Source organism: Mycobacterium sp. DL99 (assembly GCF_004762045.1).
Lineage (GTDB): Bacteria > Actinomycetota > Actinomycetes > Mycobacteriales > Mycobacteriaceae > Mycobacterium.
The window spans coordinates 4,194,451-4,218,043 of record NZ_SJOM01000007.1 but is presented as its reverse complement, the minus strand read 5'-3'; the positions used below and the strand labels follow the sequence as shown (position 1 = coordinate 4,218,043).

The following is a 23,593-nucleotide window of genomic DNA, read 5'->3' as shown; positions in this document are numbered from 1 at the left end:
AACGTAGGCCTCCGGCCTACATCGGCGCGTTGGCGGGCTGGAAGACCCCGGAACTGTCGGATTCCTCCTCGGCGCGGATGACGTGCACCACGGCGTTGATCTGGGCCAGGTGGGTGAACGCCTGCGGGAAGTTGCCGAGGTGGCGACCGGTGCGCGGCTCGATCTCCTCGGCGTACAGATGCAGCGGGCTGGCGAACGACAGCAACCGCTCCAGCAGGTGCTTGGCCCGGCTCACCTCGCCGATCTCGACCAGCGCGGACACCAGCCAGAACGAACAGATGGTGAAGGTGCCCTCTTCGCCGGACAGGCCGTCGTCGGTCTCCTCGACCCGGTAGCGCAGCACCAGGCCGTTCTCGGTTAGCTCGTCGGCGATCGCCAGCACGGTCGCCCGCACCCGGGGGTCGTCCGAGGGCAGGAACCGCGTCAACACCGCCAGCAGCAGCGACGCGTCCAGCGCGGGATCGCCGTAGCGCTGGGTGAGCACGCCGCGGGAATCGACCCCGCGGGCCAGGATGTCGGCCTTGATCTCCTCGGCGGTCGCCCGCCACTGCTGCGCGTAGCTCTTCTCGCCCTGCAGCTCGGCCAGCTTCGAACCGCGATCCAGCGCCACCCAGCACATGATCTTGCTGGAGGTGAAGTGCTGCGGTTCGCCACGCACCTCCCAGATGCCGCGGTCTGGTTCCTTCCAGTGCTTGATGGCTTCCTCGACCTGGTTCTTCAGCACCGGCCACAGCGCCTCGGGAATCTGCTCCCGTGATTTGGCGTGCAGGTACACCGAATCGAGCATGGTGCCCCAGATGTCGTGCTGCATCTGGTTGTAGGCACCGTTGCCGATCCGCACCGGCCGGGCGTTGTCGTAGCCCGACAGGTGGTGGAGTTCTTCTTCGACGAGGCTGCGCTCGCCACCGACCCCGTACATCACCTGCAGTGGGTGGCGTTCGCCGTTGTTGGCACCGGACACATCGGCGATGAACGAGAAGAAATCGTCGGCTTCCCGGTCCAGTCCGAGCGTGTACAGGCCCCACAGTGCGAATGTGGAGTCGCGAATCCACGAGTAGCGGTAGTCCCAGTTACGTTCGCCCTGAGGGGTTTCCGGCAGTGACGTGGTGGGTGCGGCCAGCAGGGCTCCGGTCGGCGAGTAGGTCAGGCCCTTGAGCGTCAGCGCGCTGCGCTGCAGGTACGACCGCCACGGATGATCGGGGAAGTCGCCGATGTTGATCCACTGCCGCCACGACTCACTGGTCTTCCACATCTTCTCGGCGGCTTCGTCGAAGGTCTGTGGGGCCGGGTGCTTGGACCAGCTCAGCGCGACGAACACGTTGTCGCCCTCGGTGAGCCGCGTGCGGGCACGGGCCTCACGGCCCTCGATACCGATCCGCAGATTGGAGGTGAGCCGCAGCGTGGGGTGCGAATCCGGGTTGCGGCTGGCGCGCGCGATGGCTTCGCCGTAGGCCGGGCCGGAGTACTCCCATGACGCACCGACCCGGTGGTAGTCGAACGCCGGTTCGCAATTCATCACGAGTTCGACGGTGCCGCTGACACAGCGCACGGTGCGCAGCAGGATGTGCTCGGCGTCCCAGTCCATCGGGGTGCGCCGATGCGTGCGTGAGCGGGAGTCGATGTCGTGCCATGGGCCCATCACCAGCGCGTCGCGCACGATCAGCCAGCCGGTGTGGGTCTGCCAGGTGGTCTCCAGGATCAGGCTGCCCGGCAGGTAGCGCCGCGCCGAGGGAACGGTCACACCGTAGGGACCGAGCCGGAAGTGGCCCGCGCTGCGGTCCAGGATGGCGCCGAACACGCTGGGGGAGTCTGGCCGGGGGACACACAGCCATTCCACCGAGCCGGCCGAGGAGATCAGGCAGGTGTTCTCGCAGTCGGACAGGAAGCCGTAGTCGGCGATCGGTGGGAACGGGTTCCGCAGCGACCCGGCCGACGTGTAGGGCACCGGGGCGGTCACCGTCAGCGGTGCCTCGGGTGCCTTGGGAGTGTCAGATGTCTTGTCGAGTGCCGCGACGACATCCGTGGGCTCGGTGTGTTGCAGGACCATCCGAACATCATCATCTGCGGATACAGGTGTCGTCTACCCAAGCGACGCGTGTCGAATGTTACGGGCGGGACGGGGCCGATCAGGTGATCGCCTAGGCTTGCCCCATGGCGGCAATCCTGAACTGGTGGGACGGCGTCGAACTGTGGCTGACCGGGCTGCCGTTCGTCGTACAGACCGCTGTGGTGATGCCGGTGGTGTTGGCATTGGCTTATGGCAGCGCAGTGGTGCTCGACGGCGCGCTGGGCTGGGGAATCACGGGGTTGCACCGGCTGCGCCACGCCCCGGTAGACGAGGTGGAGTCCGAGTGAACGGTATGCCGCGCTCACGTGTCACGTTGATCTTGATTCTGTTGGTCGTCCTGGTCATCGTGATGTGGTTGCTGACCCGCTAGCCGCGAGACACATCGCTCGACGGGCGCGACGCCGGAATTCTGTTATTCTTCGCGCCATGCATTCAGCGTCCGGCAAGACTGAGAGCCATGTCTTGGCTCTCATTGCCGTGGGTTCACGCGCTGTTGCAGACGTCGCCTGTTGTCGCTGACTCCAACCCGTCCGCGGTTTGGTGTCGGTGGCGGTTCTGTGCCCGGATGCTCCTCTCTTGCCTCCCTCGCCTCCATTGCCTTTCCGCCTGACGGACCTCGCAATGTCCGCTGTCCGCAAGAAAGGTCATCAGTGCCCGTTTACAGATCCAACCTCAGCCGGTTCCTACGGTCCTCCTCGCGTGCGGGGCTCTGGCGAACTGCCACCGTCCTCGCCACCACCGGCGTGCTCGCCGTCGGCTGCGGCGGCGGTGCCAGCGATGTCGCCGGCGGTGACCAGGGCGCCGCAGGTGCCGACACCACGCTGACGCTCGTCGCCTACGCAGTGCCCGAACCGGGCTGGAGCAAGATCATCCCGGCATTCGCCGCCACCGAAGAAGGCAAGGGCGTCGCGGTGCGGACGTCGTACGGCGCCTCGGGCGACCAGTCCCGGGCCGTGGCCGACGGCAAGCCGGCCGACATCGTCAACTTCTCCGTGGAGCCCGACGTCACCCGGTTGGTCAAGGCCGACAAGGTGGCCGACGACTGGAGCGCAGGCAACACCAAGGGCGTCCCGTTCGGTTCTGTGGTGTCATTAGTGGTGCGCAAGGGTAACCCCAAGGGCATCAAGGACTGGGATGACCTGCTGCAGCCCGGGCTCGAGGTGGTCACCCCGAGCCCGCTGAGTTCGGGTTCGGCCAAGTGGAACCTGCTGGCGCCGTACGCGGCAAAGAGCAACGGAGGCAAGGACTCCGCGGCCGGTCTCGACTTCGTCAACAAGCTGGTGACCGAGCACGTCAAGACCCGTCCGGGTTCGGGCCGAGAGGCCACCGACGTGTTTCTGCAGGGCACCGGCGACGTGCTGATCAGCTACGAGAACGAGGCGATCAACGTCGAGCGGCAGGGCAAGGATGTGGAGCACATCAATCCGCCTCAGACCTTCAAGATCGAAAACCCGGTGGCCGTCGTCAAGACCAGTCCTCACGCCGACAAGGCCAAGGCGCTGGCGAACTTCCTGCTCACCCCCGAGGGGCAGAAGTTGTGGGCCGAGGCCGGATTCCGTCCGATCGACCCCGCGGTGGCGGCGGACTTCGCCAAGGACTTCCCGACGCCGGAGAAGCTGTGGACCATCGCTGATCTCGGCGGATGGAAAGAGGTCGACCCGGCGTTGTTCGACAAGGAAAACGGCTCGATCACCAAGATCTACAAGCAGGCGACTGGATGACTTCTGTAGCCCAGCCCGATTCGGCTGTGCCCGCGCCGGGGGATTCCACCCCCGGCGCGCGGCCCGGCCGCTACGGCAGCACCTCACTGCGCGTGGGTGCAGCTTCGATCTGGTTGAGCGTCATCGTGCTGCTGCCGTTGGCGGCCATCCTGTGGCAGGCGGCCGGTGGCGGGTGGAACGCCTTCTGGCTGGCCGTCACGTCCAACGCGGCGATGGAATCTTTCCGGGTGACGCTGACCATCTCGGCCGGCGTCACCGTGGTGAACCTGTTCTTCGGGCTGGTAGTGGCCTGGGTACTGACTCGCGATGACTTCCCCGGTAAGCGGTTGGTCGACTCGGTGATCGACCTGCCGTTCGCCCTGCCGACGATCGTGGCGAGCCTGGTGATGCTGGCGCTGTACGGCCCGGCCAGCCCGGTCGGGCTGCACCTGCAGCACACCAAATGGGGTGTGGGCGTCGCGTTGCTGTTCGTCACGTTGCCGTTCGTGGTGCGCTCGGTGCAGCCGGTGCTGATCGAGCTCGACCAGGAGACCGAAGAGGCGGCCGCCTCGCTGGGCGCCAACAACCGGGTGATCTTCGTGAAGGTGATCCTGCCGGCATTGCTGCCGTCTCTGCTGTCGGGTGCGGGCCTGGCGTTCTCCCGGGCCATCGGCGAGTTCGGCTCGGTGGTGCTGATCGGTGGTGCGGTACCCGGCGAGACCGAGGTGTCCTCGCAGTGGATCCGGACCCTGATCGAAAACGACGACCGCACCGGTGCCGCGGCGATCTCCATTGTGTTGCTGCTGATCTCGTTCGTGGTGCTGTTCGTGCTGCGCGCGGTGGGTTCGCGTGCGGCCAAACGTCAGGAGCTTTCGGCATGACGCTCTCACCGTCGGTGCGTTACCTGCTGCGCTTTCTGGCCCTGGCTTATGTGGCGGTGCTGGTGGTGGTCCCGGTCGGGCTGATCCTGTGGCGGACCTTCAGCCCTGGTGTCGGAGCGTTCTTCGCTTCGGTGGGCACACCCGCGGCCATCTCGGCGCTGCAACTGTCGCTACTGGTGGTGGCAATCGTGGTGCCGCTGAACGTGTTGTTCGGCGTTCCTACGGCCTTGGTGTTGGCGCGCAACCGGTTTCGCGGCAAGAGTGCCCTGCAGGCCGTCATCGACCTGCCGTTCGCGGTGTCACCGGTGGTCGTGGGTGTTGCGCTGATCCTGCTGTGGGGTTCAGCGGGACTGCTCGGCTTCGTCGAGAACAACCTCGGACTCAAGATCATCTTCGGTTTCCCCGGCATCGTGCTGGCCAGCATCTTCGTCACGGTCCCGTTCGTGATCCGTGAGGTCGAACCGGTGTTGCATGAGATCGGCACCGATCAGGAGGAAGCCGCCGCGACGCTGGGGTCGACCTGGTGGCAGACGTTCTGGCGGATCACGCTGCCGTCGATCCGGTGGGGCCTGACATACGGGATCGTGCTGACAATCGCCCGCACGCTGGGGGAGTTCGGTGCGGTGATCATGGTGTCCTCGAACTTGCCGGGCACCTCCCAGACGCTGACCCTGCTGGTGGCCGACCGCTACAACCGCGGCACCGCCGAATCGGTGTACGGGGCGTACGCCATCTCGACTTTGCTCATGGCGGTTGCCGTGGTGGTCCTGGTTGTCCAGGTGATCCTCGACCGACGCCGAACCAAGGCCGCGCAGTAGGCCCGAGAAGGAGACAAGAGCTATGACCGACGCGATCGTGGTTCGGGGCGCCAACAAGCATTACGGCGAATTTGCGGCGCTCGACAACATCGACTTCGAAGTGCCGTCAGGTTCGTTGACCGCGCTGCTGGGCCCGAGTGGTTCGGGCAAGTCCACGCTGTTGCGCGCCATCGCGGGCCTGGATCAGCCTGACAGCGGCACCATCACCATCAACGGGCACGACGTCACCGGGGTGCCGCCGCAGCGCCGCGGGATCGGGTTCGTGTTCCAGCACTATGCGGCGTTCAAACATCTGACCGTCCGCGACAACGTGGCATTCGGCCTTAAGATCCGGAAGCGTCCCAAGGCCGAGGTCAAGGAGAAGGTCGACAATCTCCTGGAAGTGGTGGGGCTGGCCGGTTTCCAGACCCGCTACCCCAACCAGCTCTCCGGTGGTCAGCGTCAGCGCATGGCGCTCGCGCGGGCGTTGGCAGTGGATCCGCAGGTGCTGTTGCTCGACGAGCCGTTCGGGGCGTTGGACGCCAAGGTTCGTGACGATCTGCGCACCTGGTTGCGCCGTCTGCACGACGAGGTGCACGTCACCACGGTGCTGGTGACCCACGACCAGGCCGAGGCGCTCGATGTGGCGGACCGGATCGCGGTACTCAATAAAGGGCGTATCGAACAGGTCGGCTCACCGACCGAGGTCTACGACGAGCCCGCGAACGCGTTCGTGATGTCGTTTCTGGGTGCGGTGTCGGAGCTGAACGGAATCCTGGTGCGTCCGCACGACATTCGTGTCGGCCGTAACCCGGAGTTGGCCGTCGCGGCAGGCGATGGCACCGCCGAGGCCACCGGGGTGCTGCGGGCCACCATCGACCGGATCGTGATGCTCGGATTCGAGGTGCGGGTCGAATTGACCGGCGCCGCAACCCATGTCCCGTTCACCGCGCAGATCACCCGCGGTGACGCCGAGGCGCTGGGGCTGCGGGAGGGCGACACGGTCTATGTGCGCGCGACGCGCGTTCCTCAGATCGCCGGGGGCGTGCAGATTCCGGCGCGTGGCGAAGAGCCATCGACGGACTCCGAGAAGACCACCGACGAGGATGAGGCGCTGACCGTCAGCTGAGACGGTCAGGCCCACCCGGTCAGGCCAGGGTCAGGAACAACTTCTCCAGCTCGGCGACGTCCATGGTCTCGTCGCTGTTGCCGTTGATGCATTCGCGCAGACTGGTTGCGACGATCTTGAATCCGGCACGGTCCAATGCGCGGGACACCGCGGCGAGCTGGGTGACGACGTCCTTGCAGTCGCGGCCCTGCTCGATCATGGCGATAACGCCCGAGAGCTGTCCCTGGGCACGGCGCAGCCGGTTGAGGATGGCGGAGATCGATTCCTCGTCGCAGATCATGTTGTACCCCTTCAAAGTTGGGCTTGTTGACTACCATCATACCCACGGGGGTATGTGTGTATGGTCATGTTGTCGTAGCGGGTGAGCCGAAAAGCCATCGCAGCGGACACCACCCGAGGCGGGCGCAGGTCAGGTTGCCGAGGCCGGCCAGTACGGTCAGACCGGCCGCGGTGAGCCCGACGACGGGGTGGACTTCCTGGCCGAGGATCAGCGACGCCATCAACAACACGAACCAGCCGAAGGCCCGGCGTACCGCGTCGGGGTCGACGCGCGTGGTCAGGCGGGTGCCCAGCAGGCTGCCCAGCACCGCCGCGGCGGTGATTGCGCCGGCGATCGTCCAGTCGATCGGCACGGTGCTCAGATGTCCGGCCAGACCTGCGGCCGAGTTCATCGTGATCACCAGCAATGAGGTTCCGACCGCGACGGGCATCGGCAGGCCGCCCAGCAGGGCAAGGGCGGGCACCACGAGGAATCCGCCGCCTGCCCCGACGGCGCCGGTCACCACCCCGACCCCGAGCCCCATCAGCAGAACCTTGGCGACCGGCATCGTCTGCGTCGTCGGTGCGCACGCCTTGCGGCCCTTGATCATTGCGATCCCGGTGGCGGCCATCACCACCGTGAAGGCGATCAGCAATACCGAACCGGCGACGACATAGCTCAGCAGCCCGCCCAGGTACGCGCCGACCATGCCGGCCGCCCCGAACATCAGGCCACTACGCCACTGCACGCGGCCGGCGCGCGCATGCGACAGGGTGCTGACCGCGCTGGTGACCCCGACGACCAGCAGCGAGGTGGCGATCGCCTGCTTGGCCTCCATGCCGGCCACATATGCCAACAGCGGAACGGTCAGGATCGAGCCGCCCCCGCCGAGGAGCCCGAGGGACACCCCGACCAGGACGGCCAGCGCGACAGCGACGGCGATCATGCCAACGCGCCGGAAGGTGTTTGTTTGGAACCGATCAGCTGCTCCACGATGCTCTGGGCATCACACGACGCGCCCCGGTTGTACGGCAGCTTCGCCAGCATCATGCCCATCGCGCAGGTGTTCGTCAGCGCCGCGGTCGTCAATCCGGTCCCGATGGCAGCGGCGACCCATTTCAGCTTGGGTGCCGCAATGCTGCCCAGGACGCTGCCGAGCACGATCGACCCCGCAACCAGGCGGACCTGACGTTCCAGATCCCACCGCTGCGCGCCGCGGCGAACCCCGAATCCCTTGTCCTGCCAGGCGGTCATGCCGCCCTCGAGGATCGAGACATTCGGCAGGCCGGCGTCCCGCAGGGTCTGCCCGGCGGTGCTTGCGCGCTGCCCCGAGCGACAGATCAGCACGACGTCCTCGTCCAGATGCTGGGCGATCTCGTCGCGGTGTTCCTGCAGCAGATCCAGCGGCACGTTGTAGGCGCCCGGGATATGGGCGGTTTCGAACTCACCGGGGGTGCGGACGTCGATCAGCCGCGGGCCGGCACCGGCCTGCCTGAGTTCATTCAGTTCGGCGGCATCGAGGATTGACGAGGCGGACATCAGGCAAGACCTTTCAGCATCAGGTTCCAGTACATGGCGGGCAGCCCGTACTTCTTCAGCAACCAGTACGGCCGGTGCGGTTTCACCGGATCGAGTAGGGGGAAGGAGGGTTTGAGTGCGAAGTCGTAGTCGAACTCTGCGAGCAGCATCTCGCGTGAGGACGTGACGATCGGGCAGGACGCGTAGCCGTCGTACGACCCGGTGAGCGGGCGTCCGCGCAGTACCGCATCGATGTTCTCCACGACAGCGGGCGCCTGCTTACGAATGGCCGCACCGGTTTTCGAGTTCGGCGACGATCCCGCATCACCGAGTGCGAACACGTTCGGGTAGCGGACGTGCTGCATCGTGTGCTTGTCGATGTCGACATACCCGTTGGCGTCCCCGCCGACATGGCTCGTGGACAGCGGGCTGGTCTTGATCCAGTCCGGTGCCGACTGATGCGGGACCGCGTGGAGTACGTCGTAGGGGAGGACGGCGTCCGTGCCATCCGCCACGCTGGTCATCGTGACCTTGCGGGACGCCGAATCGATGGACCGCACTTCGCTTCCGGTGTGCAGGGTGATGCCGTAGTCGGCGATGACCTTGTCCAGGTTGTCGGCGATCGCGGGGATGCCGAAGATCCGCGGGGTCGGGACCACCAGGTGCACGTCGATCTTGTCGAGCACACCCTGCCGCTGCCAGTGGTCGCAGGCCAGGTAAGCGATCTTCTGAGGTGCGCCGGCGCACTTGATCGGCCCGGACGGCATGGTGAACACCGCGGTGCCGGACCGGGTGTTGCGGATGAATTCCCATGTGCGCGGGGCGAGATCGAAGCGGTAGTTGGACGACACACCGTCCTTGCCCAGCGTGTCGGTCAGACCCTCGGTGCGCTCCCAGTCGAGCTGGATGCCCGGGCATACGACCAGCACGTCGTAGGAGTAGGTCGCACCATCGGTACACGTGACCGTGTTGGCGTCCGGATCGACGGCTGTCACCGCGCTCTTGATCCAGGTGGCGCCCCGCGGCATGACCGAGGCTTCGGCACGCTCGGTTTCGGCGGCCGTGGCCTGGCCGCCGCCGACCAGCGTCCACAACGGCTGGTAGTAGTGCTTGTCGGACGGCTCGATGATCGCCACGTCGGTGTAGTGCTTGCGTAGCAACCGGGCCGCCACGGTGATTCCGGCCGTGCCGCCGCCGATGATCAGGACCTCATGCTTGCGTGAGGTGGACATACCTGTTCTGTCTTCCTATCTCTCAAACGGGTTGTACTGCATCCAGATTGGGCGGGATGTTGGCTCAGGCGGTTTGGGTGCTTTCCGCCCAGGCGCCGTAGCCACCGAGGATGTCGCTGACATCGGCGAAACCGCGCCGGCGCAGCAGGCTGGCCGCCACCGATGAGCGGTAGCCGCCGGCGCAGTAGACCACGGTCGGGCGGGCGGGATCCAATTCGCCGGTCCGGTCCGGCAGCTGGCCCACCGGAATGTTGACCGCGCCCGGGATCATGCCCGCCTCGGTCTCGCCGGGATTGCGCACGTCGACGATCTGCAGATCCGCGACCGTGGCAGCGCGCTCGCCGAAGGCGGTGGCGGTCAACCGTGAGGCGACCGTCACATCGTCCTGGTGCTCGAACATCGTCCGCTCCGGGTTGTCGATGTAACCCAGCACACGGTCGAATCCGATGCGGGCCAGCCGGTTTTTGCCTTCACGTTCTTCGCCCGGGTCGGTGACCAGCACGATGTCGGCGTCGGGTTTGACCACCGAGCCGGCGAATTCGGCGTAGCGCCCGGCGAGTCCGATGTTGATCGCGTTGCGCAAATGGCCCAGCGCGAAGTCCTCGGGGCTGCGGCCGTCGATCAATATGGCTCCGTTTGCGACGGCGTCGGTGGCCCGGTCGTAGTCCAGTGCCTCTGGCGTGGCCTCCTCGTCCAGCAGCGCGCGGTCCTTGCGGTTGAGGATCGCGTCGTACACGAAGTAGCCCGGGGCGGGCGGCTGGCCGGCGGTGACCAACTCGACGAAGGACTCCTTGTCGGGTGCGCGCAGCGCGTAGTTGGTCTGCTTCTGCTCACCCATGGTGGACGACAGCTCGGTGGACAGGTTCTTGCCACAGGCCGAACCCGCTCCGTGTGCCGGGAAGACCCGGGTGGCATCGGGCAGCGGCAACAGCTTCTCGTGCAACGAGTGGTAGAGCTTGTCTGCCAGCTCGTCTCGGGTGAATCCGATCGAGGCCAGCAGGTCGGGCCGGCCGACATCGCCGATGAACAGGGTGTCGCCGGTCAGGACACCGTAGGGCACTGCGTCGTCGGCGTGCTCGTAGACCACGATGCTCATCGACTCGGGGGTGTGGCCCGGGGTGTGGCGGAATTCCAGGACCACCTCGCCCAGTGAAATGCGTTGGCCGTCTTCGACTCCCATGTGATCGAACTCCGGCTTGGCGACTGACGAGTACACGATCTTGGCGCCGGTGGCTTCGGCCAGCTCGAGGTGGCCGGACAGGAAGTCGGCGTGGAAGTGGGTCTCGATCACGAGGGTGATCTGCATGCCGAGCTTCTCGGCATCGGCGACATACTCAGAGACGTCGCGCTGCGGGTCGACGACCACGGCGCGCCCGGATGACTCATCGCCGATCAGGTACGACGCGTGCGACAGGCAGTCCAGGTAGTACTGGATGAACTTCATTGTTCGACTCCTCAGTGAGCGGTCTGCATACCTAGGGGGGTATACCAACAAGTTCGAATATACCCCTTGGGGTATAGGAGTCAAGCCGACGAAGACGCCCCCGGGGTGGTGTCCGGGGGCGTGACTGCTCTGAGAATGGCGGGGTCAGGCGGCGAAGCCGGTGCTGCGTGCGGCCAGCGCCTCTTCGTAACGGTCCAGCACCGTGGCCGCCACCAAGCGGTGCGGCCCGAGTGGTTCGGCCATCGGAATGCCTGCGGCGCAGGCGAATTCGGCAACCCGGTCGGTGATGCGACCGTGCGCCAGGAACCAGGGGGCGATCACCAGGCGGCGGGCGCCGCGTCGGCGCAAGCTATCGGCGGCCTCGGGCACGGCCGGCGTCTGCCCTGTGGCGAACGCCACCTGGGTACCGGCCCAGCGGGTGCCCTCGGCCAACGCACCGGCCAGGGCGGCGGTACGCGCATTGGCGGCCGGGTGGGACGAGCCCACCCCGACCAGGATCACGCCGAGGTCGGCGTCGAACCGGGACACTCCCACCGATGTCAGCCGCTCCCGCGCCACCTGCAGCAGCCGGGGGTCGTCGCCGAGCACATCGGCCTGCGTCACCTCGGCGCCGGAGTTGGCGATCAGCTCGGGAATGTCGACCCGGGCGTGATAGGCGCTGCCCAGCAGCAGTGGCACCACCACGGCGCCCGGCTCGACATCGGGCAGCACCTCGGTGAGGTTGGGCGCGTTCTGTTCGCAGAACGCGACCCGTACCTCGGTGTCCGGCAGTAGGCGGCGCAGATGTCCGCCGATGGCGTGCGCGTTCGCCGACGAACGCGGGTCCGCGCTGCCGTGTGCGGTGAGAACGAGTGTCACGGCTTCCTCACGAGGCGTGCAGCCCGCACTCCGTCTTGGTCTGACCGGCCCACCGGCCGCTGCGCGGATCGGCGCCCTCCGCCGGCTTGCTCGTGCACGGTGCGCATCCGATGGACGGATAGCCCTCGTGGACCAGAGGATTGACCAGGATGTCGTTGGCCTCGATATAGGCCTGCATCTCGTCGTCGGACCAGGCCGCGATCGGGTTGATCTTGACCAGGCCGAAAGCACTGTCCCAGCTGATCAGCGGGGCGTTGGCGCGGGTCGGCGCCTCGACCCGGCGGATACCGGTGACCCAGGCGGTGTAGCCTGCCAGTGCCTTGCCCAGCGGCTCGACCTTGCGCATCCGGCAGCAGGAGGCGGCGTCGCGGGCGAACAGGTCCTTGCCATGCAGGTCATCCTGCTGGGCAACCGTGTTCTCCGGGCGGACGTTGACCACGTTCACGCCGTACACCTGCTCCACGGCGTCACGCGTGCCGATGGTCTCGGCGAAGTGGTATCCGGTGTCCAGGAACAGCACGTCGACGCCCGGGCGCACCTTGGCCGCCATCTCGACCAGCACCGCATCCTGCATGTTCGAGGCCACCACGTAGTTGCCACCGAAGTGCTGGTCGGTCCAGCGCAACAGCTCCTCGGCGCCGGCGTCGGCCAGCTCGGCCGCGCCCTGCTCGGCCAGTTCCTTCAGCTCGGTCTCAGTCAACCCACTCACCTCTGCACTCATCGCAAATCAGCCTCGTCGGCACGAACGGCCCACTGGGCGAAACGCTCGCCGTCCTCGCGTTGTTTCACGAAGTTGCGAACGAGCCGCTCGACGTAGTCGCCGAGTTCGCTGGACGACACCTTGTGCTGGCGCAGTTTGCGTCCGAAGCCGCTGTCCAGGCCGAGGCTGCCGCCCAGATGCACCTGGAAACCTTCCTCGGGTCCGTTGCCGTCGTCGATCATCTGCCCCTTGAAGCCGATGTCGGCGATCTGGATGCGGGCGCACGAGTTCGGGCAGCCGTTGAGGTTGACGGTCACCGGCACGTCCAGCGTCGAGTTCAGGTCGGCGAGGCGCTCCTCCAGATCGGGCACCAGGCTCTGCGCCCGGACCCGGGTCTCGGCGAAGGACAGCTTGCAGTACTCGATACCGGTGCAGGCCATCACGTTCTGCCGCCAGCGCGACGGGGTCGAGGACAGCCCCAGCTCATCCAGGCCGGCGCGCAGTTCGGCCAGTTTGTCGTCGGGGACGTCGAGCACGATCAGCTTCTGGTAGGGGGTCAACCGGATCCGATCGGAGCCGGCGGCCTCGGCCAGATCGGCGACCTTGGTCAGGATGGTGCCGGACACCCGGCCCGCGATCGGTGCGACACCTACGGCGTTGAGGCCGTTCTTGAGCTTCTGCACGCCGACGTGGTCGATGTTGTGGGGCACCTGCTCGGGCGCAGGGCCATCGATCAGCTTGCGCTTGAGGTACTCGGTCTCGAGAACCTCCCTGAACTTCTCTACGCCCCAGTCCTTGACCAGGAACTTCAGCCGGGCCTTGCTGCGCAGCCGGCGGTAGCCGTAGTCACGGAAGATCGAGGTGACGCCCTCCCAGACGTCGGGCACCTCGTCCAGCGGCACCCAGACGCCCAGTCGCTGGGCCAGCATCGGGTTGGTCGACAGGCCACCGCCGACCCAGACATCCAGGCCGGGGCCGTGCTCGGGGTGGTTGACGCCGATGAACGCCACATCGTTGATCTCGTGCGCAACATCCTGCAGGCCGGAGATCGCGGTCTTGAACTTGCGCGGCAGGTTCGACAGCAGCGGGTTGCCGATGTAGCGGCGGACGATCTCCTCGAGCGCGGGAGACGGGTCGAGCACCTCGTCGAGGGACTCACCGGCCAGCGGTGAACCCAGGACAACGCGGGGGCAGTCGCCGCACGCCTCGGTGGTCTGCAGTCCGACCTCTTCCAGCCGGCGCCAGATCTCCGGAACGTCCTCGATGCGGATCCAGTGGTACTGGATGTTCTCCCGATCGGTGATATCGGCGGTGTCGCGGGCGAACTCGATCGAGATCTCGCCCAGGGTGCGCAGCGACTTCGCTGTCAGCGCGCCGCCGTCGGAGCGCACCCGCATCATGAAATACGGAGCCTCCAGCAGGTCGGCATTGTCGTCACCGGTGAAGGTGCCGTCGTAGCCCTGCTCACGCTGGGTGTACAGGCCCATCCAGCGCATCCGGCCGCGCAGGTCGGTCTTGTCGATGCTGTCGAAGCCCTGCTTCGAGTAGACGTCAAGGATGCGGGCCCGCACGTTGAGGGCGTCGTCCTCTTGTTTGAACACCTCGTTGGGGTTCAGTGGGTCGCGGCTACCCAGCGCCCACTGGCCCTCATCACGAGTCTTCGCTGGGCGCGGTGTGGCTTGAACCTCGGTCATGGCTTTGGCTCCTCTTATGGAACCGGCCGCTGGAATGCGCTGATCACCGGGTGGGCTGTCCGGCGGCGCAGATCCGGCGGCCAGCTGAATGTTTTGGGCGGGCGGGTTCCGAAATCAACGCGGGATCAAGGCAGACAGCAACAGCTACATACGCGCTTGAAATCGACGTGCCGACGAGCCACCAGCGCAATGCGGGTGGAGCTGTTGTGGGCGGCAGTCACGCCCGACATTCTGCCACGATTGTCGCCACCTGCCCTAACCGGGCCATATTTGCGCTCAGGGTGAGCAAAAGTCGTCGCTGCTCCTGGCACAGGCGTTGTCCGGCGTGCATGGCTCTCCTCGGGTGGGTGATGGAACTTCGTGGTACCCACGGTGGCCCGGATCGCCGGCGGTGTCGTTGGTGCTGTCATCCATTTCTCGACCCCGCCAGCTGGAATCCGGGTGGTCCTGTCCGCCGCCGCCGAGTCACACTGGGGGGATGACGGTTCATGCCGAGTCGGCCCACCTACCGCCGGCTTCGTCGGACCGGGAGCGGCCGTTCGGCATCTACATTCACGTGCCGTTTTGCGCGACTCGGTGCGGATACTGCGACTTCAACACCTATACGCCGGCCGAATTGGATTCTGCCGACGTGCCCGGCCCGCCCGGGGGTGCAACCCCGGCTGGCTGGCTGGCTGCGTTGCGCGTCGAGCTTCGGTTGGCCGCAGCAACGGTCGGTTCCGTGCCGGTGCAGACGGTGTTCGTGGGCGGTGGCACCCCCTCGTTGCTCGGTGGTGCCGGCCTCGCCGCGGTGCTGGGCGCGGTCCGCGACAACTTCGAACTGGCCGTCGACGCCGAGGTGACCACCGAGGCCAACCCGGAGTCCACATCCCCGGAAATGTTCGCGACGTTGCGTGAGGCCGGCTTCACCCGGGTGTCTCTGGGCATGCAGTCGGCCGCGCCGCAGGTACTGGCGGTGCTGGACCGCAAGCACTCCGCGGGCCGGGCGCCTGCGGCGGCGCTGGAGGCCAGGGCCGCGGGATTCGAGCACGTCAACATCGACCTGATCTACGGCACGCCGGGGGAGACCGACGACGATCTGCGACGGTCGATCGACGTCGCGGTGGGTGCCGGTGTGGACCACGTGTCCGCGTACTCGTTGATCGTCGAGGACGGCACTGCGCTGGCCCGCCGGGTGCGCCGGGGCGAGATCGCCCGCCCCGACGACGACGTGCTCGCGCAGCGCTATGAACTGCTCGACGCACGGCTGGCGGCGGCCGGTCTGCACTGGTACGAGGTGTCCAACTGGAGCCGCGAGGGTGGGGAGTGCCGGCACAACCTCGGCTATTGGGACGGTGGCGAGTGGTGGGGCGCCGGACCGGGGGCGCACGGCTTCCTGGGTGCCACCCGGTGGTGGAATGTCAAGCATCCCAATGCTTATGCGCAAGCGTTGACCGATGAGCGATTGCCCATCGCCGATTCTGAGGAGCTCGACGAGACCGACCGGCATCTGGAGGACGTGATGCTGCGGCTGAGGTTGCGGCATGGCCTGGCACTGGCCGACCTCACCGAGGATGAGCGTTCCCGGGTTCCCGAGGTGCTCGCCGGTGAGTTGGTGGCAGTTCACGGCGATCGGCTGATTCTCACCGATCGCGGGAGGCTGCTCGCCGATGGAGTGGTGCGCACTCTGCTCGGATAGCCATCGGGCGGGTGTGGCGGCACCGTGGGTGACCTTGCTCACCCGGGACTGGCGAGGCGCGCGGACGTCCCAATGCCTTGCATCGTTATGCGAGCATGGTGCGCATGTCGCTCCAAAACTTAGGCAAGGCTAGCCACTCTTGGTTTGCCCGCGGGGGTGTTCGCTGAGGATGAGCGTGACACACGACGGGCGGCATTCACCCAGGTGGTACGCCAGCGGCAAGCCTCCGGAACCGATCGCCGTGATCGGCATCGGCTGCCGCGTCGCGGGCAATGTTGCGACACCGGCGGAGTTCTGGAATTTCCTGGTCGAGGGGCGCAGCCACGTGACCGAGGTGCCCGAAGAACGCTGGGAGCCTTACCTGCGGCGTGATCCGCGCAATGCCGCGGTGCTGCGCGAGGTCACCCGACTGGGCACCTTCCTCGATGATCTGGCCGGCTTCGACGCCGAGTTCTTCGGGGTGTCACCGCGCGAGGCCGAGGTGATGGACCCCCAGCAGCGGCTGGCGCTCGAGGTCAGCTGGGAGGCACTCGAACACGCCGGGGTGTCGCCGAGGGCGCTGGCCGGCAGCGACACCGCGGTGCTGATGGGCGTCAACTCCGACGACTACGGCAAATTGATCATGGAAGACCTGCCCGGGATCGACGCGTGGACCGGCATCGGGACCTCGCTGTGCGGTATCGCCAACCGGGTTTCGCATCTGCTCGATCTCCGCGGCCCGAGCGTGGCGTTGGACGCCGCATGCGCGGCCTCGTTGGTCGCGGTGCACCAGGCCTGCCAGATGCTGCGTGCCGGCGAGACGTCGCTGGCCCTGGCCGGCGGGGTCAGCGCGCTGATCGGCCCGGGCCTGACCCGGGTCCTCGACGAGGCCGGGGCCACGGCCCCCGACGGCAGGTGCAAGACCTTCGATGCCGCCGCGGACGGTTACGGGCGCGGTGAGGGTGCCGGCGTGGTGGTGCTCAAACGACTTGCGGACGCCGAACGCGACGGTGACCGAATCCTGGCCGTGGTGCGTGGTGGTGCCACTGCGCAGGACGGGCGCACGGTGGGCATCATGTCGCCCAACGGTGCCGCGCAGGCGGACATGTTCCGCCGCGCCTGCGCGATGTCGGGCGTCGACCCGGCCGGCGTCGGCTATATCGAGGCGCACGGAACCGGCACTCCCACAGGCGATCCCACCGAGGTGGAGGCGCTGGCCGAGGTGTACGGCGTCGGGCGGGCCGAGGCGGACCGGTGCCGCGTCGGGTCGGTCAAACCCAACATCGGCCACCTCGAAGGCGGCGCCGGCGTGATGGGACTGATCAAAACGGTCCTGGCCCTGCATCATGAGGCGATCCCGCCCACCGCCGGGCTGCGGCAACTCACCGGCGCGGTGGACTGGGCCAACAGCGGGCTTCGGGTGCCCATCGAGGTCGAACCCTGGGCACGCACCGATACCCCGCGTCGGGCCGCGGTGTGCAGTTACGGCTACGGCGGCACCATTGCGCATGTCCTGCTCGAAGAGGCTCCGGCGCAACAGAACATGACGCCGCACGCGTCCGGTCCGGTGATCGTCCCGCTCTCGGCGCGCTCTCCGCAGCGGCTGGCCCGCCAGGCCGAAGCGCTGGCCGATCATCTGCGGGCAGGCCATCAGGACCTGGCACCGGTGGCCGCCACATTGTGGACCCGGCGTACGCACGAACCGGTCCGGGCCGCGGTCGTCGCCGAACATCGGCATGAACTGATCGCCGGCCTCGACGCACTGTCCCATGGGGATTCCGGCGCTGGCGTGGTCACCGGCGAACTCCCGGGCGGTCAGGTCGCCGACGCGGTGTGGGTGTTCTCCGGACACGGTTCGCACTGGGCCGGAATGGGTCGTGAGTTGCTCACGGCCGAACCAACTTTCGCCCGTGTCATCGACGAAGTCGACGAGGTATTCGGGCGCGAGCTCGGGTTCTCCGCGCGCGAGGCGCTGAGCACGGGAGAGCTCGGCGGCACCGACCGGATCCAGGCGCTCACCTTCGCCATGCAGGTCGGACTGGCCGCGGTACTGGAGCAGCGGGGAGTGCGTCCGGCCGCGGTGATCGGTCACTCGGTCGGCGAGGTGGCGGCCTGCGTGGTCTCCGGGGTGTTCGAGTTGCGTCAGGGCGCCGCCGTGGCCTGCTACCGGGCCCGCGGCTTCCGATCCGTGATGGGTTGCGGCGCCATGGCTTTGGTGCGTCTGCCGTTCGCCGAGGCCGCGCAGCGGCTGACCGGCCGCACCGATGTGGTGGCGGCCATCAGCGCATCGGCGGAATCCTGTGTCATCTCGGGTCTCACCGACGCCGTCGAGGAGGTCTGCCAGTCCTGGGGTGAGCAGGGCATCGTGGTGCGCCGGGTGAATACCGACGTGGCATTCCACAGTCCTGCGATGGACGATCTGACCGACGCCCTGGCCGAGAACGTCGCCGGGCTCGATCCGGCCCGGGATGCGGTGATCCCGCTCTACACCACGGCTTTGCCCGATCCCCGCTCCACTGCGTCGAGGGACGCCGACTACTGGGTGCGCAACCTGCGCGGGCAGGTCCGGTTCGCCGAGGCCGTCGCGGCGGCGGCAGAGGACGGACACCGGCTGTTCCTTGAGGTGTCCGCCCATCCCGTGGTGTCGCACTCGACCGTCGAGACGCTGCTGCACCTGGGCGTCGACGACCACGCCGTCATCCCGCTGCTGCGTCGTGACGCGCCCGAGTCGACGGCCGTCACGACCGCGGTCGCCTCGCTGTACTGCCACGGCGCCGATGTCGAACATGGTGTCGCCGAGACCGATCCGTGGGCCGCCGACCTCCCGGTCACCCAATGGCAGCACCGGCACTTCTGGCGGGTGCCTTCCGCCGCGCCCGGCGGGCGTGCGGTGCACGACACCACCGTTCACACCCTGCTGGGCGGCCGCACCGACGTGGCCGGAACCGTCGCCACCCGGATGTGGCAGACCCGGCTGGACTTCGACAATCGGCCGTACCCGGGGGACCACCCGGTGCAGGGCACCGAAATCGTGCCTGCCGCAGTACTGCTGAATACCTTTCTGGCGGCGGCCGGTGGTGGCGCCGGGCTGACGGACATCCGGCTGCGCACGCCCGTGGCCCCGGCCCGCGCCCGCGATCTTCAGGTGGTGCTGGCCGACCGCGAGCTGACCCTGGCCTCGCGGTTGGCGGATGCCACCGAGGACCAGGGCGGCGGGTGGCTGACGCACAGCAGTGCGGTGGTCGCTCTCGATGACGGTGCGGACGACGGTGGCGCACCGGCCATCGACCTGGCTGCGGCCCGTGTGCGCTGCACCGAGGCCCTGCCGGCGCGGCATGTGATCGACTCCCTGGCCGAACTCGGGGTTGCCGCCATGGGATTCGGTTGGGACATCAAGGATCTGCGCCGCGGTGAAGGCGAACTGCTGGCCCGGGTGAGCTCGGGGTCCGACGGCGCGCAGCCCAGCACCTGGGCCTCGCTGATGGACGCGGCCACCTCGGCCGCCTCGACGAGCTTCGACGGCCCGCCGCGGCTGCGGATGCCTGCCCGGATCGAACGGGTGCACGTACTTGGCGCGCCGCCGGCGACCGCGATGCTGTCGGTGCGGCGCAGGCCCGGTACCACCACCACCGACGTGGCGATCACCGACGAGTCCGGGTCGGTGCTGTTGTCGATCGGTGGGATGGCCTTCGAGGAGTTGGAGAATCCGGGGCGCGCTGCGTCGGCGACCGACGTCCGCCGGATCGTGCACCAGGTGTCGTGGCATCCGGTGTCGGCTCGCGGCGGGCGGTCGCCCAGTGGGGTGGTGCTGGTCGGCGGAGATGTCGACCGGCTGGAAACCGCGGTCAACGACCTGACCGCGGCCGCCGTGCCCTACCTGGCGGTGGAAGACCCCGCCGAACTGGAGTCGAGCATCGAATTCGGCTCATTACCAAGCGAACTCGGCGACGCCCCGGTCGTGCTGGTGTTGCCGCGCGACGATGACTCACCCGGGGCTGCCGTCGACCTGGTGACCGGGACGTTGGCCCTGCAGCAGCGCCTGGGTCTGTCGGCGCGGCTGTGGGCGCTCACCGTCGGCGTCCATGAAGGCGCCAACGTGACCCACGCACCGCTGTGGGGTCTGAGCCGGGTCGCCGCGGCCGAGCACCCGCAGTTGTGGGGCGGTGTCGTCGACGTGGCCGACGGACGCCTGCCACTCGACGCGCTGGGGTCGCTGGCCGGACATGGTGTGCTGGTGGTTCGCGACGGGGTGGCGTTGGCCGCCCGCCTCTCCGCTTCGGGTTCGGGTTCGGCCGCGACGGTGCAGGCGAGCCCGATGCGGTGCGCACCGGGGGGCACCTATCTGATCACCGGCGGCACCGGCGTGCTCGGTCTGCAGATGGCTCAGCGTTTGGCCGATCTCGGTGCCCGCCGTCTCGTGCTTCTGTCCCGCTCGGGCCTGGGCGACCGTTCGGCCTGGGCGGCCGGCGAGCAGTCGGCGGCGGTCCGTGCGGTGACCGCACTCGAGGATCGTGGGGTGTCGGTCACCGTCGCCGCGGTCGACGTCGGTGCGCCCGGATCGGCCGACGCCCTGCGGGACGTGTTGCGCCCGCTGCCGCCGGTGCACGGTGTCATCCACGCCGCCGGCGTGGAAGCCGGTGCGCTGCTGATGAACACGACATCCGACGAGTTCGCCGCCGCCATGCATCCGAAGGTGCAGGGGACACTCGTGCTGCACGAGGTGTTCCCGCCCGAGCAGCTCGACTGGATGGTGCTGTTCTCGTCATGTGGCTACCTGGCCGGGTTCCCGGGGCAGGGCGCCTATGGCTGCGCCAACTCGTTCCTGGACGGAATGGCCCGGCACCGGCGCAGTCTGGGCGACCGGACCACCGCCGTCGCCTGGACGGCGTGGCGTGGGCTGGGGATGGGCTCGGCATCGGAGTTCGTGGCGGCGCAACTCGATGCACTCGGCATGGGCACCGTCGGCGCCGACGACGCGATGGGCGCGCTCGACCTGGCGATGCGTGAGGATGCGGCCAACATCGTGGTGCTACCGGTCCTTCCCGCGGCCGCCGCGGTGCCGATCCTTGCGGATGTCGCACCCGAGGAAGAACCCGACGACGCATCGGAGCCGCCCTCGTCGAGCACGGGGGAGTTCGATCCCGATCAGGTGGCGGCCCATGTGTTGACCGCGGTGGCAAGTCAATTGGGGCTCGCGGAGTCCGACGTGAACGTCGACCTGCCATTGGTGGAATTGGGCGTCGACTCGATCATGACGGTGCGGCTGCGCCGCCAGCTGGAGAAGCAGACCGGGCTGTCGCTGCCGCCGACCCTGTTGTGGGAGCATCCCACCGCAGCCGCCGTGACGGCCAGGATCATCGAGCTGCTGGAGGCTGGGATGGGCTGTGAGGTCAAGGCGTAGCGGTGGCCGCCCAGCCTGTCAGGCTGATGATTTCCGCGGCGATATCGGAGACGCTGCGACCGTCCGTGGGGATCTGGTGTGTTGTGGCCGCGGCGCCGGCCCGCAGGCGGTCGTTCATGTGGGAACTGGACGCGAGGTGTTGATCGAGCGTCGAGCCGATTTCGCGCTGGCTGAGACGTTTTCGGGCTGTGGTATCGGTGCAGGTGAGCAGGATGGTGAGGACGGTGGGTTTGTCGCCCATCGCGGTGGTGAGGTGTTCGACGACGTCTGGTAGGACGCAGGCGGTATTGGTGTAGATCAACCGGCGATAGCCCAGTGCGCGGTAATTTGCCCACATCGCTGCGAGGTTTTGTTCGGCGAGCTTGTGTTCCCACGGGGCGGGGTAAGCCATGTCGAGGAGGTCGCCGTCGATCAGACAGTGAGAGACGCCCGCGACGCCCAACCGGGCGTGCATCTCAAAGCTGGTGCTGGTCTTGCCGGTCCCGGATCGCCCGCCGATGAATACCACCTCGCTGGTCATGTCGGGCAGTGTCGTCCATGGCGGCGGCAGGCGCGAGACATTTTCAGCCGAGGGGCAGCGACGTCACGAGCTTCTTCTTGTCGACCTTGCCCACCGCCGTGGTGGGCAGCGTCGACATCGGGACTAGCACGTCGGGCCGGGCGTGAACCGATGCCCCGCGTTGGTCCAGGAACTCGTTGAGCTGGATCAGGGTGATCGGTGCGCCCTTGAAAACCACCGCGGCGCAGATCTTTTCGCCGAGGTAGTCGTCGGGAAGCGCCACGGCGGCAGCCGCGTACACCGCCGGGTGCGTCAGCAGGTGGTCCTCGAGGTCGGTGGCCGACACCGTCTCGCCGCCACGGTGGATGACGTCCTTGATCCGGCCGGTCACCTCGACGTAGCCCGCGCGCGGCCCGTCGGTGAAGATCCGGACCCGGTCCCCGGTGCGGTAGAACCCGTCGGGGCTGAAGGACCGGGAGTTGGCCTCCTCGGCGCGGTAATAACCGTTGAGTGTGTAGGGGCCGCGCACCAGCAGCTCCCCTTCCTGTCCGGGCGCAACCTCATGGCCGTCCTCGTCGACCACCCGCATCTCGTCGTGCGGTGACATCGGCCGGCCCTGGGTGTTCTCCACCACGTCCACCGGGTCGCCGGGCCGGGTGAAATTCAGCATCCCCTCGGCCATTCCGAAGATCTGCTGCAGTCCCGGGCTCAGCCCCTGACGGATGAAGCGGGCCTCCTTCGGCGACATCCGTGATCCGCCCACCTGGACCACGCGCAGTGACGTCGGCAATATCGGTTCCCAGTCGCAGGCCTGGGTCCACAGCTTGGCCAGGGCGTTGACGAGTCCGGTCACCGTGACGCCGTGGCTGTTGATCAGAGCGAAGGCGGATTCAGGGCTGGGGTCATCGGTGTAGACGGTCGTTGCCCCGACGGTCATGGAGCCGAGCAGGCCGGGGCAGGCGAACGGAAAGTTGTGCCCGGCGGGCAGTACCGCCAGATACACGTCGTCGTGCACCATTTCGCAGGCCTGTGCGCACGCCGCGGCGTTGTAGAGGTAGTCGTCGTGGGTGCGGGGGATGAGCTTGGGCAGCCCGGTCGTTCCGCCGGACACCAGGAGTACGGCCGGACCGCTGGTGTCGACGGTGACGTTCGGCGGTCCCGAGTCGTCGAAATCTTTGAGGGCCGACCAGGATTGGAAGCTGCCGGGGTCGCCGTCGACGAGGACGTGACGCAACCGCGGGTGTTCAGCGACGAGCTGAGCCGCCAGCTCGCGGTGGTCGAAGCCGGCGATGATGTCGGGGATCACCAGTGCGACGGCTCCGCTGACCTCGGCGAAGTGCCCCAACTCGGCCGACCGGTGACCGGGCAGGCACAACACCGGGACCGCTCCGGCGCGAAGCAAACCGAAAGTGGCGACCGCGAATTCGCGCGTGTTCGGCAGCTGCACCAGGACGCGGTCGCCGGGGGCGATGCCCCGGGCGGCGAGTGCCGCGCCGATGCGATCGGCGAGTGCGTCCAACTCGGCGAAGGTGTGGCCACCGGTGGCGTCGACGACGGCCGGCTTGTCCGGCCAACGCTGCGCGGCCTCGCGCAGGATGCTGTCGAGCGCTTTGCCCTGCCAGTACCCGGCCTGGCGGTACACCTCGGCGCGGTCCTCTGGGAACGGTGCGAATCCGTTTGCCAGCTCGGCCTGTTCGTGGTCAAAACCGGTGGTCATCGGTGTTCTGACTCCCCTTGGGTAAGTGTGTCGGCAGAT

Annotated in this window: 20 protein-coding genes; 8 read left to right on the top strand and 12 right to left on the bottom strand. The window is 67.6% G+C overall.

Going from position 1 to position 23,593, the window contains the following annotated elements:
* Positions 1-16 precede the first annotated feature (16 nt).
* A complete protein-coding gene (locus tag EYZ64_RS20625) occupies positions 17-2,047 on the bottom strand; it encodes a glycoside hydrolase family 15 protein (protein WP_135456227.1) in 2,031 nt (676 codons plus the stop codon).
* Between the two features lie 104 nt (positions 2,048-2,151).
* Between EYZ64_RS20625 and EYZ64_RS20620 the strand changes: the two genes are divergently transcribed.
* The 6 genes from EYZ64_RS20620 to EYZ64_RS20600 all read left to right on the top strand — a co-directional run bounded on the left by EYZ64_RS20620 (position 2,152) and on the right by EYZ64_RS20600 (position 6,575).
* A complete protein-coding gene (locus tag EYZ64_RS20620) occupies positions 2,152-2,355 on the top strand; it encodes a hypothetical protein (protein WP_135456225.1) in 204 nt (67 codons plus the stop codon).
* Positions 2,356-2,494: 139 nt separating this feature from the next.
* Positions 2,495-2,587, top strand: coding sequence for an Ms4533A family Cys-rich leader peptide (locus tag EYZ64_RS32690; protein WP_353588723.1), 93 nt, complete (start codon positions 2,495-2,497; stop codon positions 2,585-2,587).
* Positions 2,588-2,718: 131 nt separating this feature from the next.
* On the top strand, positions 2,719-3,789 hold the full coding sequence (locus tag EYZ64_RS20615) for a sulfate ABC transporter substrate-binding protein (protein ID WP_135456223.1): 1,071 nt from the start codon (positions 2,719-2,721) through the stop codon (positions 3,787-3,789).
* The gene (gene cysT / locus EYZ64_RS20610; RefSeq protein ID WP_135456221.1) at positions 3,786-4,649 is read left to right on the top strand and encodes a sulfate ABC transporter permease subunit CysT; all 864 of its coding nucleotides are present in this window, start codon (positions 3,786-3,788) and stop codon (positions 4,647-4,649) included. Before EYZ64_RS20615 ends, cysT begins: the two co-directional genes overlap by 4 nt.
* The gene (gene cysW / locus EYZ64_RS20605; protein WP_135456219.1) at positions 4,646-5,467 is read left to right on the top strand and encodes a sulfate ABC transporter permease subunit CysW; all 822 of its coding nucleotides are present in this window, start codon (positions 4,646-4,648) and stop codon (positions 5,465-5,467) included. The genes cysT and cysW overlap by 4 nt, the downstream gene beginning before the upstream one ends.
* Positions 5,468-5,489: 22 nt before the next feature.
* A complete protein-coding gene (locus EYZ64_RS20600) occupies positions 5,490-6,575 on the top strand; it encodes a sulfate/molybdate ABC transporter ATP-binding protein (RefSeq protein WP_286175074.1) in 1,086 nt (361 codons plus the stop codon).
* Between the two features lie 19 nt (positions 6,576-6,594).
* Here the strand turns inward: EYZ64_RS20600 and EYZ64_RS20595 are convergent, their stop codons facing one another.
* The 9 genes from EYZ64_RS20595 to EYZ64_RS32685 all read right to left on the bottom strand — a co-directional run bounded on the left by EYZ64_RS20595 (position 6,595) and on the right by EYZ64_RS32685 (position 14,510).
* Positions 6,595-6,855 carry a metal-sensitive transcriptional regulator gene (locus EYZ64_RS20595; RefSeq protein ID WP_135456218.1) on the bottom strand — a complete coding sequence of 87 codons (261 nt, stop codon included), beginning with the start codon at positions 6,853-6,855 and terminating at the stop codon, positions 6,595-6,597.
* A 64-nt stretch (positions 6,856-6,919) separates the two neighbouring features.
* Positions 6,920-7,780 carry a sulfite exporter TauE/SafE family protein gene (locus EYZ64_RS20590; protein ID WP_135456215.1) on the bottom strand — a complete coding sequence of 287 codons (861 nt, stop codon included), beginning with the start codon at positions 7,778-7,780 and terminating at the stop codon, positions 6,920-6,922.
* On the bottom strand, positions 7,777-8,373 hold the full coding sequence (locus EYZ64_RS20585; RefSeq protein WP_167857900.1) for a rhodanese-like domain-containing protein: 597 nt from the start codon (positions 8,371-8,373) through the stop codon (positions 7,777-7,779). Before EYZ64_RS20585 ends, EYZ64_RS20590 begins: the two co-directional genes overlap by 4 nt.
* A complete protein-coding gene (locus EYZ64_RS20580; RefSeq protein ID WP_135456211.1) occupies positions 8,373-9,584 on the bottom strand; it encodes an NAD(P)/FAD-dependent oxidoreductase in 1,212 nt (403 codons plus the stop codon). The genes EYZ64_RS20585 and EYZ64_RS20580 overlap by 1 nt, the downstream gene beginning before the upstream one ends.
* A gap of 64 nt (positions 9,585-9,648) precedes the next feature.
* Entirely contained in the window at positions 9,649-11,028 is a 1,380-nt protein-coding gene (locus tag EYZ64_RS20575; RefSeq protein ID WP_135456210.1) for an MBL fold metallo-hydrolase, read from the bottom strand.
* A gap of 144 nt (positions 11,029-11,172) precedes the next feature.
* Positions 11,173-11,886, bottom strand: a complete 714-nt coding sequence (locus tag EYZ64_RS20570; RefSeq protein WP_135456208.1) for a sirohydrochlorin chelatase — start codon at positions 11,884-11,886, stop codon at positions 11,173-11,175.
* Positions 11,887-11,893: 7 nt separating this feature from the next.
* A complete protein-coding gene (locus tag EYZ64_RS20565) occupies positions 11,894-12,607 on the bottom strand; it encodes a phosphoadenylyl-sulfate reductase (RefSeq protein ID WP_135456206.1) in 714 nt (237 codons plus the stop codon).
* Positions 12,604-14,280 (bottom strand): nitrite/sulfite reductase, encoded by a 1,677-nt coding sequence (locus EYZ64_RS20560; protein ID WP_135456204.1) that lies wholly within the window; start codon positions 14,278-14,280, stop codon positions 12,604-12,606. Before EYZ64_RS20560 ends, EYZ64_RS20565 begins: the two co-directional genes overlap by 4 nt.
* Before the next feature lie 125 nt (positions 14,281-14,405).
* Positions 14,406-14,510, bottom strand: coding sequence for an Ms4527A family Cys-rich leader peptide (locus tag EYZ64_RS32685; RefSeq protein ID WP_353653686.1), 105 nt, complete (start codon positions 14,508-14,510; stop codon positions 14,406-14,408).
* 248 nt (positions 14,511-14,758) lie between these two features.
* Between EYZ64_RS32685 and hemW the strand changes: the two genes are divergently transcribed.
* Both hemW and EYZ64_RS20550 read left to right on the top strand, forming a co-directional pair.
* On the top strand, positions 14,759-15,958 hold the full coding sequence (gene hemW, locus EYZ64_RS20555) for a radical SAM family heme chaperone HemW (RefSeq protein ID WP_135456202.1): 1,200 nt from the start codon (positions 14,759-14,761) through the stop codon (positions 15,956-15,958).
* Between the two features lie 169 nt (positions 15,959-16,127).
* Complete coding sequence (locus tag EYZ64_RS20550; RefSeq protein WP_135456200.1) at positions 16,128-21,338, top strand: type I polyketide synthase; 5,211 nt, start codon at positions 16,128-16,130, stop codon at positions 21,336-21,338.
* Here the strand turns inward: EYZ64_RS20550 and EYZ64_RS20545 are convergent.
* Positions 21,328-21,858 (bottom strand): DEAD/DEAH box helicase family protein, encoded by a 531-nt coding sequence (locus EYZ64_RS20545; RefSeq protein ID WP_135456198.1) that lies wholly within the window; start codon positions 21,856-21,858, stop codon positions 21,328-21,330. The genes EYZ64_RS20550 and EYZ64_RS20545 overlap by 11 nt on opposite strands.
* A 43-nt stretch (positions 21,859-21,901) precedes the next feature.
* Positions 21,902-23,554: a (2,3-dihydroxybenzoyl)adenylate synthase gene (locus tag EYZ64_RS20540; protein WP_135456197.1), complete on the bottom strand. Its 1,653-nt coding sequence runs from the start codon at positions 23,552-23,554 to the stop codon at positions 21,902-21,904.
* Positions 23,555-23,593: the final 39 nt, after the last annotated feature.

What these genes read in the sequence shown, in the direction of transcription:
- EYZ64_RS32690 (WP_353588723.1), top strand. Translation starts at nt 2,495, where the DNA reads ATGCATTCAGCGTCCGGCAAGACTGAGAGCCATGTCTTGGCTCTCATT.
- EYZ64_RS20540 (WP_135456197.1), bottom strand. Translation starts at nt 23,554, where the DNA reads ATGACCACCGGTTTTGACCACGAACAGGCCGAGCTGGCAAACGGATTC.
- cysW (WP_135456219.1), top strand. Translation starts at nt 4,646, where the DNA reads ATGACGCTCTCACCGTCGGTGCGTTACCTGCTGCGCTTTCTGGCCCTG.
- EYZ64_RS20560 (WP_135456204.1), bottom strand. Translation starts at nt 14,280, where the DNA reads ATGACCGAGGTTCAAGCCACACCGCGCCCAGCGAAGACTCGTGATGAG.
- EYZ64_RS20595 (WP_135456218.1), bottom strand. Translation starts at nt 6,855, where the DNA reads ATGATCTGCGACGAGGAATCGATCTCCGCCATCCTCAACCGGCTGCGC.
- EYZ64_RS20620 (WP_135456225.1), top strand. Translation starts at nt 2,152, where the DNA reads ATGGCGGCAATCCTGAACTGGTGGGACGGCGTCGAACTGTGGCTGACC.
- EYZ64_RS20575 (WP_135456210.1), bottom strand. Translation starts at nt 11,028, where the DNA reads ATGAAGTTCATCCAGTACTACCTGGACTGCCTGTCGCACGCGTCGTAC.
- EYZ64_RS20565 (WP_135456206.1), bottom strand. Translation starts at nt 12,607, where the DNA reads ATGAGTGCAGAGGTGAGTGGGTTGACTGAGACCGAGCTGAAGGAACTG.
- EYZ64_RS20550 (WP_135456200.1), top strand. Translation starts at nt 16,128, where the DNA reads ATGAGCGTGACACACGACGGGCGGCATTCACCCAGGTGGTACGCCAGC.
- EYZ64_RS20590 (WP_135456215.1), bottom strand. Translation starts at nt 7,780, where the DNA reads ATGATCGCCGTCGCTGTCGCGCTGGCCGTCCTGGTCGGGGTGTCCCTC.
- cysT (WP_135456221.1), top strand. Translation starts at nt 3,786, where the DNA reads ATGACTTCTGTAGCCCAGCCCGATTCGGCTGTGCCCGCGCCGGGGGAT.
- EYZ64_RS20600 (WP_286175074.1), top strand. Translation starts at nt 5,490, where the DNA reads ATGACCGACGCGATCGTGGTTCGGGGCGCCAACAAGCATTACGGCGAA.
- EYZ64_RS32685 (WP_353653686.1), bottom strand. Translation starts at nt 14,510, where the DNA reads ATGTCGGGCGTGACTGCCGCCCACAACAGCTCCACCCGCATTGCGCTG.
- EYZ64_RS20585 (WP_167857900.1), bottom strand. Translation starts at nt 8,373, where the DNA reads ATGTCCGCCTCGTCAATCCTCGATGCCGCCGAACTGAATGAACTCAGG.
- EYZ64_RS20625 (WP_135456227.1), bottom strand. Translation starts at nt 2,047, where the DNA reads ATGGTCCTGCAACACACCGAGCCCACGGATGTCGTCGCGGCACTCGAC.
- EYZ64_RS20580 (WP_135456211.1), bottom strand. Translation starts at nt 9,584, where the DNA reads ATGTCCACCTCACGCAAGCATGAGGTCCTGATCATCGGCGGCGGCACG.
- hemW (WP_135456202.1), top strand. Translation starts at nt 14,759, where the DNA reads ATGACGGTTCATGCCGAGTCGGCCCACCTACCGCCGGCTTCGTCGGAC.
- EYZ64_RS20545 (WP_135456198.1), bottom strand. Translation starts at nt 21,858, where the DNA reads ATGACCAGCGAGGTGGTATTCATCGGCGGGCGATCCGGGACCGGCAAG.